Below are 14,974 nucleotides of genomic sequence, written 5' to 3' on the forward strand. Positions count from 1 at the left end.
CCGCGGGCCCACGGCCGCGCGCGCCGCGGGTCAGTGGCCCGGCGTGCTCCGCACGCGCGCCACGTCGGCGGGCAGGTTCGTCCACTGCGCTTCCTGCGGCGCGAAGCGTGCGCGCATGTAGCCGGCGAGGTCGGCGATCTGGCGGTCGTCGAGCGCCTCGCGGAACGCGGGCATGAAGCCGATGTCGCGGTGCGCGGGCGCGCGCACGCCGTCGAGGATGGTGCGCAGCAGGTTGTCGGGCCGTGTGCTCGTGAGGCTGCTGTTGAGTGCGAGCGGCGTGTTCACGCCCAGCAGCGTGGGACCGTCGCCGTCGTGGTGGCACGACGCACACGCGCTGTCGAACATGCGCTGCGCGGGGCCGAGCAGCTGGCCCTGCGTGCGCGCGGCGTTGTCGATGGCCTGCTGCGCGAGCGCCTGCGGCTGCGCGACCGGCTCGGGGTTGAAGGAGCCGAGGTAGACGGCCATCGCGCGCACGTCGGCGTCGGGCACCTGCGCGAGTTCGCGCACCACCTCGGCCATCGGGCCGCCCGCGATGCCGTGGCGTGGCGAGTGGCCGTTGCGCAGGTAGCGGTACAGCGCATCGGTGTCCCACGGCACGGCAGCCTTCGACAGCTGCGTGAGCGCGGGCGCTTCCCAGCCATCGACCATCGCGCCCGAGAGGAACGCGCTGCCGCCCTGCTCCGCGCCGAGCGCGTTGCGCGGCGTGTGGCAGGCGCCGCAATGGCCCAGGCCGTTGACGAGGTAGGCACCGCGGTTCCATTCGGCGCTCTGCGTGGGCACAGGCGGAAGCGGCGCGGGGTCGTGGAACAGCGCGTTCCAGCCTGCCATCAGCGGGCGCAGGTTGAACGGGAACTTGAGTTCGGACTTGGGCGTTGGCGCACGCACCGCCGGCATCGCCATGAAGTACGCATAGAGCGCCTGCAGGTCGTCGTCGCTGGTCTTCGCGAAGGCGGTGTAGGGGAACGCGGGGTACAGGTGGTGGCCGTCGCGCGAGACGCCTTCGCGCATCGCGCGCTGGAAGGCGCTGAAGGACCAGCGGCCCAGGCCCGTCTCGGCATCGGGCGTGAGGTTGGTGGTGTAGAGCGTGCCGAAGGGCGTGTCCATCGCGCGGCCACCGGCGTTGGGTGCGCCGCCCGGCGCGGTGTGGCACACGGCGCAATCGCCGAGCGCGGCGAGCACGCGGCCGCGTTCGATGGTGGACTCGCTGTAGACCGGCGCGCTGAGTGACACCGGCGCGATGGCCGAGCGCCAGCCGAGCAGGCCGGCGACGACGCCGAGGCCGCCGATGAAGAGCGCGGCGCCGGTGGCCCACAGACCCTTGCGACGCGGCCACAGAGCAGCGCTCACGCCTGCGCTTGGGGCAGGTGAGGAAGAGGGCCCGGCGGCATCGCCCTGCACTGGCGGCGGTGGCAGCGAGCCCCGGTTCAATTCCGCCAGCACCGTCTCCGGCGTGAACGGCGGCGAGCGGAAGCGCACGCCCGTCGCATCGAAGATCGCATTCGCGATCGCCGCCGTGCCCGGCACCGACGACGACTCGCCCGCACCCAGCGACGGCTCGCCCGGCCGCGGCATGTGCATCACCTCGATCACCGGCACGTCGCGGAAATTAATGATCGGGTAGCTGCCCCACTCGCGGCTCGCGACCACGCCGGTCGGCAACACGCCCGGCAACTGCGCACCGCCAGCAGCAGCACCTTGTTGCGGCGCGAACTGCACCTGCTCCTTGAGCGCGCGGCTCGTGGTCTGGATCACGTTGCCGTGCACCTGGTGCTCGACGCCCGCCGGGTTGACCAGCAGCCCCGCGTCGTGCCCCACCACCACGCGGCGCACATGCACCTCGCCGGTCTTCTGGTTGACCTCGACATCGGCCACCCACGCAGCCCATGCGGCGCCGAAGCCCGGCCACTTGCTGTGGATGTAGCGCGCGTACGCAAAGCCCTGGCCGAAGAGGATGTCTCCGCCTTCGCCGAGCCCGCCGTCGGCGTTCTCCTGCGGCCCGGTGCGCATGCGCCAGCCGGCCTTCTGCGCGGTGGCCTGCACGAGCTCGACCGCGCGCGGATCGTCCAGATGCCGCAGGCGGAACTGCACGGGGTCGACACCCGCCGCCGTCGCCAGCTCGTCGATGTACGACTCGTGCGCGAACGAACTCGGCAGCGCCGACACGCCGCGCAGCCACGAGGCGCGCACGATCGGCGCCATGTCGTTGACCTTCACGCGCAGGTTGTCGTAGCTGTAGGGCGGTCGCGCGGTGCGGTCGCCCATCTCGTAGGCCTGCGCCACGGGCTCGACCGTGCGCGTGAGCAGCAGCGCCAACGTGGGCGCGCCGTTCGAGGGGTAGGAGGTTTCGAAGTCGTAGGCCGCGACGCGGCCGTCGGCCATGAGCCCGCCGTCGATCTCCATGAGCTGCGCGGCGCCCTTGGGCTCCCACGCATGCTCCTGCTCGCGCGAGAGCTGCACGCGCACCGGCGCGCCCACGGCGCGCGCGAGCAGCGCGGCATCGGCCGCCACGTCGTCGGCGCCGTTGCGGCCGTAGCAGCCCGCGGCCTCCATGCGCACCACGTCGACCTGCACGTCGTCCACGCCCATCAACTTCGCGAGGTCGGCGCGCAGCACGTGCGGGTTCTGCGAGCCGGCCCAGCAGCGCAGCTGCATGCCGCTGCCGTCGGCGGGCTGCCACTCGGCCAGCGCGCACGAGGGGCCGATGGACGCATGCATCTGGTAGGGCCACACATAGGTGCGCTGCATCGGCTGCGCGGCGGCGGCCATGGCGCCGTCGACATCGCCTTCGTCGACCAGCAGGCGCTGCGTCGAGGGGTTGTCGCGCAGGGCCTGTGCGACGTCGCGCAGGTCGGGCATGCCGGGCCAGGGCTTCCAGGTCACGCGCAGCTCGCGCATCGCCTGCTCGGCGTGCTCCTCGCGCTCGGCGACGATGCCGACGAAGTCGCGCACCACGACCACGGCACGGATGCCGGGGATGTGGGCGATCGACGACTCGTCGACCGATTCGAGCGTGTTGCCGATGAACTCGCCGTGGTCCGCGCCCGCGTACGGCGGGCGCACCACGCGGCCGTGCAGCATGCCGGGCACGCGCATGTCGTGCACGAACACGAGGTCGCCCGCGAGCTTGGCCGGGATGTCGACACGCGCCTGGCGCGTGCCGACGAGGCGGTAGTCGGCCGGGTTCTTGGGGGTGGCGTCGAGGTCCAGCCGCAGCACCGTGCGCTGGTGCACCACGAGTTCCGCGTAATTGACGTGACGGTCCGGCGCCTCGGCCACGCGCACCACGCCGTTGCGCACCTGCAGCGCATCGACGGCCGCGCCCAGCCGCTCGGCCGCGCGCGCCAGCAGCCATGCGCGTGCCTGCGCGGCGGCCAGCCGCAGCGGCTGCGCGTGGATCTGGATCGACGCGCTCGCGATGGTCGCGCCCTGGTTGGGCGCGCGCGCGGTGTCGCCGAGCATCATGCGCACGCAGGGCATGCCGAGGTCGAGCTCCTCGGCCACGATCTGCGCCAGCGCGGTCTGGATGCCGGTGCCCAGGTCGACGTGGCCGTTGAGCGCGGAGACGCTGCCGTCGTCCCACAGCGCGAGCAGCACCTCGTCCCCTTCACTGGGGTGGCTGGCGATGAAGGCAGGCTGGCCCTTGGCGGGCGGCGGCGGGGGCGGCGCCTCGCGCACCACCAGCAGCACGCCATCGGCAGCGAGGAATTCCGCGCGCGTCTGCGGCAGGTCGGCGCGGCGCGTCATGCGGCGGGGGCGTCCGGCGGGGCCATGCGCAGGCGCACGGCGGCGCGCTGCACGGCGTCGAGGATCTCGATGTGCGTGCCGCAGCGGCACAGGTTGCCCGAGAGCTCGCTGCGGATACGCGCCTCGCTCGCGCCGGGATCACGCGCGAGCAGCGCCGCGGCCTGCATCACCATGCCGTTGAGGCAGTAGCCGCACTGCGCGGCCTGCGCGTCTTCGAAGGCGGCCTGCACCGGATGCCAGCGCCCGCGCATGCCCAGGCCTTCGAGCGTGGTGATGCTGCGCCCTGCCACGCCGTGCGCCGGAATCACGCAGGACCGCGCGGCCACGCCGTCGACATGCACCGTGCACGCGCCGCACTGCCCGAGCCCGCAGCCGTACTTGGGCCCGTTGAGCCCGAGGTCGTTGCGCAGCAGGTGCAGCAGCGAGGCTTCGCGCGGCACGCCGGCGAGCGCGTGCGCCCGGCCGTTGACCTGCAGGTGCAGCGGCTCAGCGCCGCAACTGGCCGTCACGGGTGTACATCTCCAGGTCCACGAAGGTCGAGCCGTTGTGGTTCTTCGCGCTGTAGTCGACGGGGAAGTCGCCGAAGCGCGTGCTGCCGATGCTCTCGAGCCCGGCGATGAAGCTGTCGCGCGTGAGCGCCTTGCCCGCGCGGCGCAGGCCCTCGGCCATCACGCGCGCGACGATGTAGCCCTCGAGCGCGGTGTAGCTGTCGATCTTCTGGCCGAACTCGGCGCGGTCGCGCTGGTAGTCGGCCACGATGGGCACGCGCTGCGCACCGGGCGGCGGCACGATGCTGGCCGTGACCAGCCCGGCGAGCTTGCCTTCGAGCCGCTTGGCCGAACCCGCCGCGTCGGTGATGCCGACCGACAGCGTGTACAGCGGTGCGGCCGCGCCGCTCGCGCGGTAGTCGCGGATGAAGACCTCGGTCATGCGCCCGGCCATGATCATCACGACGGCGCCGGGGCGGCCCTCGGCGAGCCCGCCGATCACCTGCTTGGCGTCTTCGGCCGCGATGGCCATGGGCAGCGTCTGCACCACCTTCACCTTGTACTCGGCGGCCAGCTGCTCGCAGGTGGCGAGGTTCGACTTGCCGAAGGCGCTGTCCTGGTAGACCACGGCGATCGACTGGATGCCCAGCGTCGAGAGGTGGCTGATGATCTTGCGCAGCTCCAGGTCGTAGCCCGCGCGCACGTGGAACAGGTAGCGGTTGGTCTTGGTGCGAAACGACGTGGTGCCCACCAGCGGCGCGAACATCGGCACGCCGGCCTTCTCGGCCAGCGGCATGGCGGCCGCGAGGTTGCCCGTGGCGACGTAGCCGGTGAGCGCGAAGACCTTGTCCTCGTCGATCAGCTTGGCGGTGTTGACGGCCGTCTTCGCGGGCTCGTAGGCGTCGTCGTAGGTGACGAGTTCGATCTTGCGGCCGTGGATGCCGCCCGACTTGTTGACGCGGTCGAAGTACAGCTGGATGCCCGCGCGGTAGTCGACGCCGAAGTCTTTCGCCGGGCCGCTGAACACGGCCGACTGGCCGATGCGGATGGTGCTGTCGGTCACGCCGTTGTCCGCGCGCGCCGGCCGCAGCAGGCCGGGGCCGAGGGCCAGGGCCGCGCCGCCCGCCACCAGGGTGCGCCTTGAAATCGAAAGCTTCATGCGTCGTCTGTCTCTTTGTTGTTGTCGTCGGAGGGGTGTTGCCGCGGCGGCGCCGCGGACTTCGTCGTCGTCAGCCGGCCTGGATGTCGCCCGACTGGATGCGCTTCACGCCCTTGGCCGTCATCTGCTTCCAGGCGGCGGCCAGCGAGCCGTTGAGGTCGATGCCGCGCGTGGCGTCTTCGATCACGTAGGCCTCGAAGCCGGCCTTGCGCGCGTCCATCGCGGTCCAGGCCACGCAGAAGTCGGTGGCCAGGCCGGTGACGAACACAGTCTTGATGCCGCGCGCCTTGAGGTAGCCGGCCAGGCCAGTGGCCGTCTTGTGGTCGGCCTCCTCGAAGGCGGAGTAGCTGTCCATGTCCTTGTGGAAGCCCTTGCGGATGATGAGCTGCGCGGTCGGCACCTTCAGCTCCTTGCCGAGCGCGGCATCGTCGGTGCCCTGCACGCAATGGTCGGGCCACAGCACCTGCGTGCCGTAATTGAGCTTGGTGGTCTCGAAAGGCTTCTTGCCGCTGTAGGTGCTGGCGAACGAGGCGTGGCCCGCCGTGTGCCAGTCCTGCGTGACGACGATGTTCTGGAACGCGGGCGCCAGCGCGTTGATGACCGGGATCACCTCGTTGCCGCCCTTCACCGCGAGCGTGCCGCCGTCCAGAAAACAGTTCTGCACGTCGACCACGATCAGCGCGGCCTTGCCACCGGGCTTGATCTTGCCGGCCGCGAAAGCGGAGAGGCCGAAACTGCCGAGGCTGCCGGCGAGCCCCAGGGCAGCGGCGGACTTCAAGACGGTTCTGCGATGCATGGTGTGGACTCCGGTGGTTGAGGAAAGGAAACGGTCAGACGCTGAGGTAGGCCCTGCGCACTTCTTCGTTGGCCGCCAGTTCGGCCATCGTCGCGTGGTAGCGGATCTGCCCCTTCTCGAGCACGTAGGCGCGGTCGGAGACCAGCTCGGCGAAGTGCATGTTCTGCTCCGACAGCAGGATGCTCACGCCCTGCGCCTTGAGCTCGAGGATCATGTTGGCCATCTGCTCGACGATGACGGGGGCCACGCCCTCGGAGGGCTCGTCGAGCAGCACGAGATACGGGTTGCCCATCAGCGTGCGCGCCACAGTGAGCATCTGCTGCTCGCCACCGCTCATGCGGCCACCGGGGCGGTTGGGCATCTCGCCGAGGTTGGGGAACAGCTGGAACAGGCGCTCGGGCGTCCACAGCGGCGCGGCGGTGCCGTCGGCCCACTGGCGCGCGGGCTGCTTGCCGACCTCGAGGTTCTCCATCACCGTGAGGTCGGTGAACACGCGCCGGTCTTCGGGCACGAAGCCCAGGCCCAGGCGCGCCGCGTGGTGCGGCTCGCTCTTCGAAATGTCGTGGCCCAGGAAGCGCACGGCGCCGCGGCGCTTGGTGAGCATGCCGATCAGCGTCTTGAGCGTGGTCGACTTGCCCGCGCCGTTGCGGCCCATGAGCGCGACGACTTCGCCGCGCCGCACTTCGAGGTCGACGTCGTAAAGAATCTGCGCGGCGCCATACCAGGCGCACAGCGCCTTGGCTTCCAGAAGAGGTTCGTGCGTGCTCATGCGGCAACTCCCAATGCGGCGGCCTTTTCGGCGATCTTCTCGAAGGTCTTGCCGCTGCCGAAGTACACCTCCTGCACCTTCGGGTGGTCGCGGATTTCCAGCGGCTTGCCCTGCGCGATGAGGCGCCCGCGCGCCAGCACGATCATGCGGTCGGCGTACGCGAACACCACGTCCATGCTGTGCTCGGTGAAGAGCACGGCCATGCCGCGCTGGATGACGAGGTCCTTGGTGAGCGCCATGAGCGAGTTGCGCTCCTGGGGCGCCATGCCGGCGGTGGGCTCGTCCATGAGCAGCAGCTTGGGCGAGTTGGCCATGGCGATGGCGAGTTCGACGCGCTTCACGTCGCCGTAGGCCAGCACGCTGCAGGGCCGGTCGGCCTGCGCCTTCATGCCGACCTGGTCGAGCAGCGCCAGTGCTTCGTCGCGCTTGTGGTCGGCCGCGCGGCGCCACATCGAGAACAGCTTGTGGTCGTGCGAGAGCAGCGCCATCTGCACGTTCTCGACCACGGTGAGCGAGGCAAAAGTTTCGGCGATCTGGAAGGTGCGGCCCACGCCCTTGCGCCAGATCTCGCGCGGCTTGCGGCCCACGAGCTCGTGGCCGTCGAGCGTGATCGAGCCCTGGTCGGCCTTGAGCTGGCCGTTCACCATGTTGAAGGTGGTCGACTTGCCGGCGCCGTTGGGGCCGATGAGTGCGAGCAGTTCGCCGGGCGGCAGCTCGAAGCTGATGCCGTCGACGGCCTTCACGCCGCCGAACGATTTGCCGAGGTTGGTGACTTTGAGGAGGCTCATGCCTTCACCTCCTTGAGCTTGGCGTCTGCTTCATCATGCTTCGGTGCGCGCCACCGGTCGACGAGCTGCTTGATCGAACCTGCAATGCCCTGCGGGAACAGCAGCACCAGGATCAGGATGATGGCGCCGAGCATGGCGCGCCAGTAGTCGGTGTTGCGTGCCACGGTGTCGTGCAGCCAGGTGAAGGTGACGGCGCCGACCACCGGCCCCGCCAGGGTCTGGATGCCGCCCAGCAGCACCATCACGAGGCCGTCGACCGACTTGCCGACCGACAGGCTTTCCGGCGAGATGCTGCCCTTCGAGAACGCATAGAGCGCGCCGGCCAGGCCCGCCACGGTGCCCGCGATGACGAAGGCCGCCCACTGCATGCGCTTGACGTCGATGCCGATGGCGTCGGCGCGCAGCACCGAATCGCGGCCCGCGCGCAGCGCATAGCCGAAGGGCGAGAACAGCACGCGGCGCAGCCACCACACGCCCGCGCCCACGAGCACCAGCGTGAGCCAGTAGTACACCTGCTTGTTCGACAGCCACTCCGAGGGCCACACGCCGGTCAGGCCGTTGCTGCCGCCCGTGAAGCTGTCCCACTGGTAGGTGACGGCCCAGGTGATCTGCGCGAAGGCCAGCGTGAGCATCGCCAGGTACACGCCCGACAGCCGCACCGCGAACCAGCCGTAGACGAAGGCGCCGAGTGCCGCCACCAGCGGCGCGACCACCAGCGCCAGCTCCATCGGCAGGTGCAGCGCGCGCACCAGCAACGCCGCGCCGTAGGCCCCGAGGCCGAAGTACGCAGCGTGGCCGAAGGAGTGCATGCCGGCCGGCCCCATGATGAAGTGCAGGCTGGTGGCGAACAGCGCGGCGATCAGCAGGTCGATCATCAGCACCGTGGTGTAGGGCGAGCCGGCCGTCAGCAGCGGCAGCGCGGCCAGCACCAGCGCGAGCCCGGCGGCGGCCACGATGTAGGCGGTGCTGGGGCGGCGCAGCGGTTCTTCCTGCATGCCGACATAGCGGCTCGGCGCCTGCGGCCGGCCGAACAGGCCCCAGGGGCGCCACACCAGCACGATGGCCATCACGAGGAAGTCGACCATCAGCGTGAGCTTGGAGAACGACACGTCGATGCCGAAGATCTGCACCACGCCCAGCCAGATGCACACGGCCTTGATCTCGGCGATGAGCAGCGCGGCCACGTAGGCGCCGGGCAGCGAGCCCATGCCGCCGACCACCACGACGACGAAGGCGGCGCCGATGGTGTTCAGGTCCATCTCGAGCGTGGCGGGTTCGCGCGGCAATTGCAGTGCGCCGCCCAGGCCCGCGAGCAGCGCGCCGAGCGCGAACACGGCGGTGAAGAGCCAGGCCTGGTTGACGCCCAGCGCGCTGACCATCTCGCGGTCTTGCGTGGCGGCGCGCACCAGCGTGCCGAAGCGCGTGCGCGTGAGCAGCAGCCACACGAGGCCGAGCACCAGCGGACCGACGACGATCAGGAACAGGTCGTACGAAGGAAACTGGCGTCCGAGGATTTCGACCGAGCCCTTCAGGCCCGGCGCGCGCGGGCCGAGCAGTTCGTCAGGACCCCAGAGCCACAGCACCGCGTCCTTGATGACCAGCACCAGCGCGAAGGTGGCCAGGAGCTGGAACAGCTCGGGCGCCTTGTAGATGCGGCGCAGCAGCAGCACCTCGATGAGCGCGCCCAGCACGCCCACCGCGAGCGCGGCGATCAAGAGCGCAGGCCAGAAGCCCACGCTCGGGCCGAGCTTCTCGACCAGCGTGTACGCGACGTAGATGCCCACCATGAAAAAAGATCCATGGGCGAAGTTGACGATGCGCGTCACGCCGAAGATCAACGAGAGGCCGGCCGCCACCAGAAACAGCGAAGACGCGCCAGCCAACCCGTTGAGCAACTGAACAACGAAGCCTGAAAAGCTCATGAAGGACCCTGAGGAAACTGGAGACACCGCGCCCCGCCGCGCTCAAGAAGCGGCGGCGGACGCGTTGCAGGAGCCGTGCGGTCAGTCCGCAGGGCGCATCTTTTTCACTTCGTCGTCGGTGGGCTGGAACTTGGCACCGTCGAGGTACACGTAGTCGACCATCACGCCCTTGCCGCCGTCGTTCTTCGTCTTGCCGACGTACGCGCCCATGGTGGACTGGTTGTCCTGCGCGCGGTAGCTGATCTTGCCGAAGGGCGTGTCGACCTGCAGGCCCTTGAAGGCGGCCACGAGCTTCTCGGTGTCGGTGCTGCCGGCCTTCTTCACGCCGGCGGCGATCGAGTAGATGGCGCTGTAGCCCACCACCGAACCCAGGCGCGGGTAGTCCTTGAACTTGGCCTGGTAGGCGTCGTTGAAGGCCTTGTGTTCGGCGGTCTTCACGCCGTACCAGGGGTAGCCGGTGACGACCCAGCCGTTGGGTGCTTCGTCCTTCAGCGGGTCGAGGTACTCGGGCTCGCCGGTCAGCACGCTCACGACCTCGCGGTCCTTGAACAGGCCGCGCGTGTTGCCTTCACGCACGAACTTGGACAGGTCGGCGCCGAACAGCACGTTGAAGATGGCGTCGGGCTTGGCATCGGCCAGGGCCTGCACCACGCTGCCCGCATCGACCTTGCCCAGCGGCGGCGCCTGCTCGGCGACGAACTCGACGTCGGGCTGGATCGCCTTGAGCAGCGTCTTGAAGGTGGCGACCGACGACTGGCCGTACTCGTAGTTGGGGTACACGATGGCCCAGCGCTTCTTCTTGAGCTTGGCAGCCTCGGGCACCAGCATCGCGACCTGCATGTAGGTCGAGGGGCGCAGGCGGTAGGTGTACTTGTTGCCGTTGCTCCAGACGATCTTGTCGGTGAGCGGCTCGGCGGCGAGGTAGAAGAATTTTTTCTGCTTGGCGAAGTCGGTCAGCGCCAGGCCGGTGTTCGACAGGAAGGCGCCGGCCAGCACGTCGACCTTCTCGCGCGAGATGAGCTCTTCGGCCACACGCACGGCGTCGCCCGGGTTGGCGTTGTCGTCGCGGCTGATGAGCTCCAGCTTCTTGCCGTTGACGCCGCCCTTGGCGTTGATCTCGTCGACCGCCAGTTCCATGCCCTTCTTGTAGGGCTCGAGGAAGGCGGGCTGCGCCTTGTAGCTGTTGATTTCGCCGATCTTGATCACGCCCTGCGCATGCGCGGGGACGAGGGCGGTGGCCAGCGTGACGACGGAAGCGGCGCAGAAGGCAAGGCGCAATGGATTCATCGGGAAGCTCCTAGAAGTTCGAACAGAAAACACGATGCGGGTGACGATGCAATGACAGGTCAGCGAAGGCCGTCTTCGCCCTTGATCTCGCTGGCTTGCAGGCCGCCGACGCGCGGCAGCGGACGGCCGCTGTCGGTGACGGCCACGGCCACGACGATCTCGTTGGCGCGCGGCGCGTCGGCCACGCGGGCCTCGACGGCGTCGAAGTGGCTGCGCACGAAGGCGGCGTCCTTGTGGCCCAACGGCACGTCGATGGCGGTGCCCAGCGTGCCCTGCTTCTTGGCCGAAGGCACGAGCGCGGCGCCCTTCTCGACCGCCACGCGCAGCGGCGCGCCCAGCTTGGGATGCAGGATGGCGGCCGCATGCTCCAGCTCGCCGCGCTCGCCGACGATGGCGGCCTTGCCGTAGCTCTGCGCCTGGCCGGGCTCGATGCCCAGCGCCTTCACGGCCTTCTGGCCCAGCAGCGCGCCAAGCTCTTCGCCGATGGCGATGAGTTCGTCGAGGTTCTCGCTGTAGCGGCCGGCATAGGGGTTCTCGATGACGGCGATGGCGACGGCGCGGCGCGTGGGCGGCGTCACGTCCTGGCCCATTTCCTTGCGGGTTTCATCGACCTGGATGACGAGCTTGCGGATGTTGGCGGTCATGTCTGTGTGTTCCTTGTCTTGTCTCTTGTCTTGTGCGGTCAGCGCAGGCCGTCCCACTTGCTGATGTCCTTGGCGAGCAGGCCGCCGACGCGCGCATGCACGCGGTAGCCGGTGCTCATCGCGAGGATGAAGACGATCTCGTCGGCCATCGGCGCGCCGGGCACGCGCACTTCGATGGCGTCGAACTGGCCGCGCACGTAGCTGGCGTTGATGTTGGTGAGCGGCACGTCGAGCGCGGCGCCGGGCGGGCCGACCTTCTTGGTCGAGGGCACGATCGACAGCGCGTTGCCGGGCTGGCCGGTTTTCTCTTCGGCCTTGCCCGCGGTGTAGGCGGCGCGGCTGCCCTTCCAGCCGAGCAGCTCGCGCATCGCGTAGCCGCCGGGCACGTGCCACAGCGCGCCGTGCTCCAGCTCGCCGTCGGCACCGACGATGGCGCCCTTGCCGTAGGTGGCGATCTGTTCGAGCGGCACGTCCATGGCCGCGTGCAGCTGGTGCGCCATGTCGACGCCCACGGGGTCGAGCAGCGCCATCATCGGCAGGATGTCGGGCTCGTAGCGGCCCGCGAAAGGATTGGTCAGCACCGCGCCGATGGCACCGCGCACCAGCGGCGTTTCGGCACGCGGTCCGAACTCGTGGTGGATGTGCTCGACATGGGTGAAGACGCGACGGATTTCGATCATGAAAAAGAACCTTGCTTTCGTTAAGCAAATACTGAACCAACTGCTTCGGGCAGCGCGATGTCCAGCGACTTCGAGCATAAGGGTTCCACCCGCCGCCACTGCCCCTGGCAAACGAGCAGAACGGCCCACACGAGCCCCCTTTTCTGCAACGCGTGGGCGCACGCCGCGCCCGCATCGAGTGCATGGTGCACCTGCGCGGGCGCCAGCGGCGGCACGTCGACGGTGACGAGGGTGTCGCCGAGGTCGCTGTCGTCCTTGCAGGCGCTGGCGGGCAGGCGCTGGATGGCGGCGTCGGCCACGTCGACGGCGTTGGCGATCACGGTGGCGGCGGCGTCGGCCTGCGCCGCGGTGGCGGCCAACACCGTCACGCTGTCGGCGATGCCCAGCGAGAAACTGCGCCCGCGCCAGCCGCTGGTGGCGACGCCGCGCACCGGCTGGTCGGCGTGCAGCTCGAACTGGCCGTCGGTCGTGAGCATGCCGCTGTCGCGCCAGTCGAAGCGCGCGAGATCGGCGAACAGGCCCACGCGCGCCGTGTGGCCGGGCGCGAGGTGCAGCGCGATGTCGCCGCCGTTGTTGACCCAGGCGCGCTCGATGCCGGGCCGGTCGTAGAAGGCGATGAGTTCCTGCGCCACGCTGCCGGCCACGGCCGCCATGGGCGTGAGGAACAGCGGCGAAAACGCATCGCAGGCGTCCCACATGCGCCGCGCAACGACGCCGCGCGGGCGCTGGCGCGCGGCCACGGGCAGGCGCAGCTGCGGCAGCTCGCGCACGAGTTCGTCGAGCACATGGCCGAAGCGCGCCCAGGCCGCGTCGTGCGCGGCCGCGACGGCGTACGGGTCGCCGTGCGCTTCGGCCACGATGTCGATCGGGCCGTGGTTGAAATGCCAGCGGCCCGCGTCGAGCGCCGTGCGTTGGGCGGACATTTTTCAGCCCAGCATGGGAGCGTGACCAAGCGGCCACGGATTGGCATCGTCGATGACGAGCCATTGGCGCGCCAGCGGTGCGCCGTCTTCCTGCCACGCACCGCGCGCGAGCGCCTGTTCGAGCGGGAAGATGTGTTCGACGTGGCCACCGAGCGCCTCGTAGTCGGCGCGCCGCATGCTGAACTCGATGGGCGCGACGATGGCCGGCGTGGGCACGGTGCCGAAGCTGTTGTCGGGCATGCGCATGACGTCGGCCATCACCGTGATGCCGCCGCCGGGCCACACATAGGCCGGCGCGCCGCCGCAGGTGACGTTGACCAGCGCGCGCTTGATGGCGCGCGTGAGCAGCACCGGGTTCTCGGTGACGCCCGCGCGCAGGCTGCCGCCGGCGCCGCCGAGGAACAGCACGGTGCACAGCGAAGGCTCGCAGTTCTCGCCGATGCGATCGACGATGCGGCGCACCTCAGGCGGCATGGGCTGCTCGACGGGCTTGAGTGCCTCGTCGAGCACGTACCACTGCGCGTGCTCGCCGGTGGTGGAGGTCATGAGCAGGCGCAGGCCGGGGCGGGCCACGCCCTCCTCCCAGCCTTCGATGATCGCCAGCGGGTCGGCGATGTCGGTGCCGCCCCAGCCGTTGCCGGGGTTCGCGACCTGGAAGTAGCGCCCCGGCGTCGACTTGCGCCCCAGCATCTGGATGCCCGAAGGCGTCATGTCGAGGCAGCGGCCGGCCTGGTGCTCGGTGAGCACGCCGGTGATGTGGTCGTCGACCACCACCACCTCGTCGGCCACGCCGGCGAACTGGCGCGCGAAGATGCCCACGGCGGCCGAGCCGCAGCCCACGCGCATGCGCTGTTCTTCGACGCCGTTGACGATGGGCGCCTTGCCGGCCTGGATGACGAGGCTGGCGCCGCCGTCGATGGTGCATTCGACCGCCTGCTTGTTGCCCAGCAGCTGCATGAGCTCGGCCGTCATGCGGCCTTCCTTCTTGCTGCCGCCCGTGAGGTGGTGCACGCCGCCCAGCGACAGCATCTGCGAGCCGTACTCGGCCGTGGTGACATGGCCCACGACCTCGCCCTTGTAGCGCACGTTGGCCTGCTCGGCGCCCAGGAAGCGGTCGGTGTCGATCTTCACCTTGAAGCTGCAGTAGCTGAAGATGCCTTCGGTGACGACGGTGACCATGTCGACGCCCTGGGCTTTCGAAGCCACGATGAAGGGCGCGGGCTTGTAGTCGGGATACGTGGTGGACGAGCCCACGCCGGTGACGAAGACCTCGTCGGCGTGCAGCAGGTCGCCGTTCCAGTCGGGCGTGGCGTCTGCCTCGGCCGCCTCGGCGCCGGGCCGATCGAAGGGCACGAGCGCCGGCTGTTCGCTGGCAAGCGTGCGGCGCAACAGCACCACCGGGTCGACGCGCACCAGCACGCCCTGGCGGTTGGCGTAGCGGTCGCAGGCGCCGGTGCGGCCGTCGGAGATCTGGCACAGCACCGGGCAGGCGTTGCACTCGACCTTGGCGGTGCTCATCTTCTCGTTGCGCGGCGGCGCCTTGCCGAAGGCGGCGCCCCCGGCCTGCGCGACCAGGGGCATGTCGATGCCGGGCAATCCGTCTGTCTTGGTGTGTTCAGTCATCGGGGCGATCTCGTGGTGTGGTGCTGTCGGAGCGGGTCTTCAGGCTCCGGAGGTTTGCAACAAACGTGCCGTGCAGGTGCTTGTGCGGCGGCTTTCGTTTGTGTAGCATCCCCTACACTTTCATGTTGCGTTCACTACATCAAAGGTCAAT

At 69.7% G+C, this 14,974-nt stretch carries 12 protein-coding genes; all 12 read right to left on the reverse strand.

Translation table 11 applies throughout. The annotated features are described in order from the left end of the window. Nucleotides 1–30: 30 nt before the first annotated feature. Nucleotides 31–3,744, reverse strand: coding sequence for a molybdopterin cofactor-binding domain-containing protein (locus AC07XP_RS13400; protein WP_495264942.1), 3,714 nt, complete (start codon nucleotides 3,742–3,744; stop codon nucleotides 31–33). Then, nucleotides 3,741–4,253, reverse strand: coding sequence for a (2Fe-2S)-binding protein (locus tag AC07XP_RS13405; protein ID WP_495264943.1), 513 nt, complete (start codon nucleotides 4,251–4,253; stop codon nucleotides 3,741–3,743). Before AC07XP_RS13405 ends, AC07XP_RS13400 begins: the two co-directional genes overlap by 4 nt. After that, nucleotides 4,231–5,391 (reverse strand): ABC transporter substrate-binding protein, encoded by a 1,161-nt coding sequence (locus AC07XP_RS13410; protein WP_172438410.1) that lies wholly within the window; start codon nucleotides 5,389–5,391, stop codon nucleotides 4,231–4,233. Before AC07XP_RS13410 ends, AC07XP_RS13405 begins: the two co-directional genes overlap by 23 nt. A 70-nt stretch (nucleotides 5,392–5,461) precedes the next feature. Then, entirely contained in the window at nucleotides 5,462–6,187 is a 726-nt protein-coding gene (gene pncA / locus AC07XP_RS13415) for a bifunctional nicotinamidase/pyrazinamidase (protein ID WP_139703389.1), read from the reverse strand. Between the two features lie 34 nt (nucleotides 6,188–6,221). Further along, a complete protein-coding gene (locus AC07XP_RS13420; protein ID WP_139703387.1) occupies nucleotides 6,222–6,956 on the reverse strand; it encodes an ABC transporter ATP-binding protein in 735 nt (244 codons plus the stop codon). Continuing rightward, nucleotides 6,953–7,744, reverse strand: coding sequence for an ABC transporter ATP-binding protein (locus tag AC07XP_RS13425; protein WP_447740080.1), 792 nt, complete (start codon nucleotides 7,742–7,744; stop codon nucleotides 6,953–6,955). Before AC07XP_RS13425 ends, AC07XP_RS13420 begins: the two co-directional genes overlap by 4 nt. Further along, a complete protein-coding gene (locus AC07XP_RS13430) occupies nucleotides 7,741–9,666 on the reverse strand; it encodes an ABC transporter permease (RefSeq protein WP_070063549.1) in 1,926 nt (641 codons plus the stop codon). Before AC07XP_RS13430 ends, AC07XP_RS13425 begins: the two co-directional genes overlap by 4 nt. Before the next feature lie 81 nt (nucleotides 9,667–9,747). Then, nucleotides 9,748–10,953 (reverse strand): ABC transporter substrate-binding protein, encoded by a 1,206-nt coding sequence (locus AC07XP_RS13435; protein ID WP_062473975.1) that lies wholly within the window; start codon nucleotides 10,951–10,953, stop codon nucleotides 9,748–9,750. 59 nt (nucleotides 10,954–11,012) lie between these two features. Further along, the gene (locus tag AC07XP_RS13440) at nucleotides 11,013–11,597 is read right to left on the reverse strand and encodes an amino acid synthesis family protein (protein ID WP_070063550.1); all 585 of its coding nucleotides are present in this window, start codon (nucleotides 11,595–11,597) and stop codon (nucleotides 11,013–11,015) included. 38 nt (nucleotides 11,598–11,635) lie between these two features. Next, on the reverse strand, nucleotides 11,636–12,277 hold the full coding sequence (locus AC07XP_RS13445; RefSeq protein ID WP_095743158.1) for an amino acid synthesis family protein: 642 nt from the start codon (nucleotides 12,275–12,277) through the stop codon (nucleotides 11,636–11,638). A gap of 20 nt (nucleotides 12,278–12,297) precedes the next feature. After that, nucleotides 12,298–13,200: a UPF0280 family protein gene (locus AC07XP_RS13450; protein ID WP_495264944.1), complete on the reverse strand. Its 903-nt coding sequence runs from the start codon at nucleotides 13,198–13,200 to the stop codon at nucleotides 12,298–12,300. Between the two features lie 3 nt (nucleotides 13,201–13,203). Further along, complete coding sequence (locus tag AC07XP_RS13455) at nucleotides 13,204–14,823, reverse strand: 6-hydroxynicotinate reductase (RefSeq protein ID WP_495264945.1); 1,620 nt, start codon at nucleotides 14,821–14,823, stop codon at nucleotides 13,204–13,206. Nucleotides 14,824–14,974 lie beyond the last annotated feature (151 nt).

Source organism: Variovorax sp. GW531-E2, assembly GCF_059423125.1.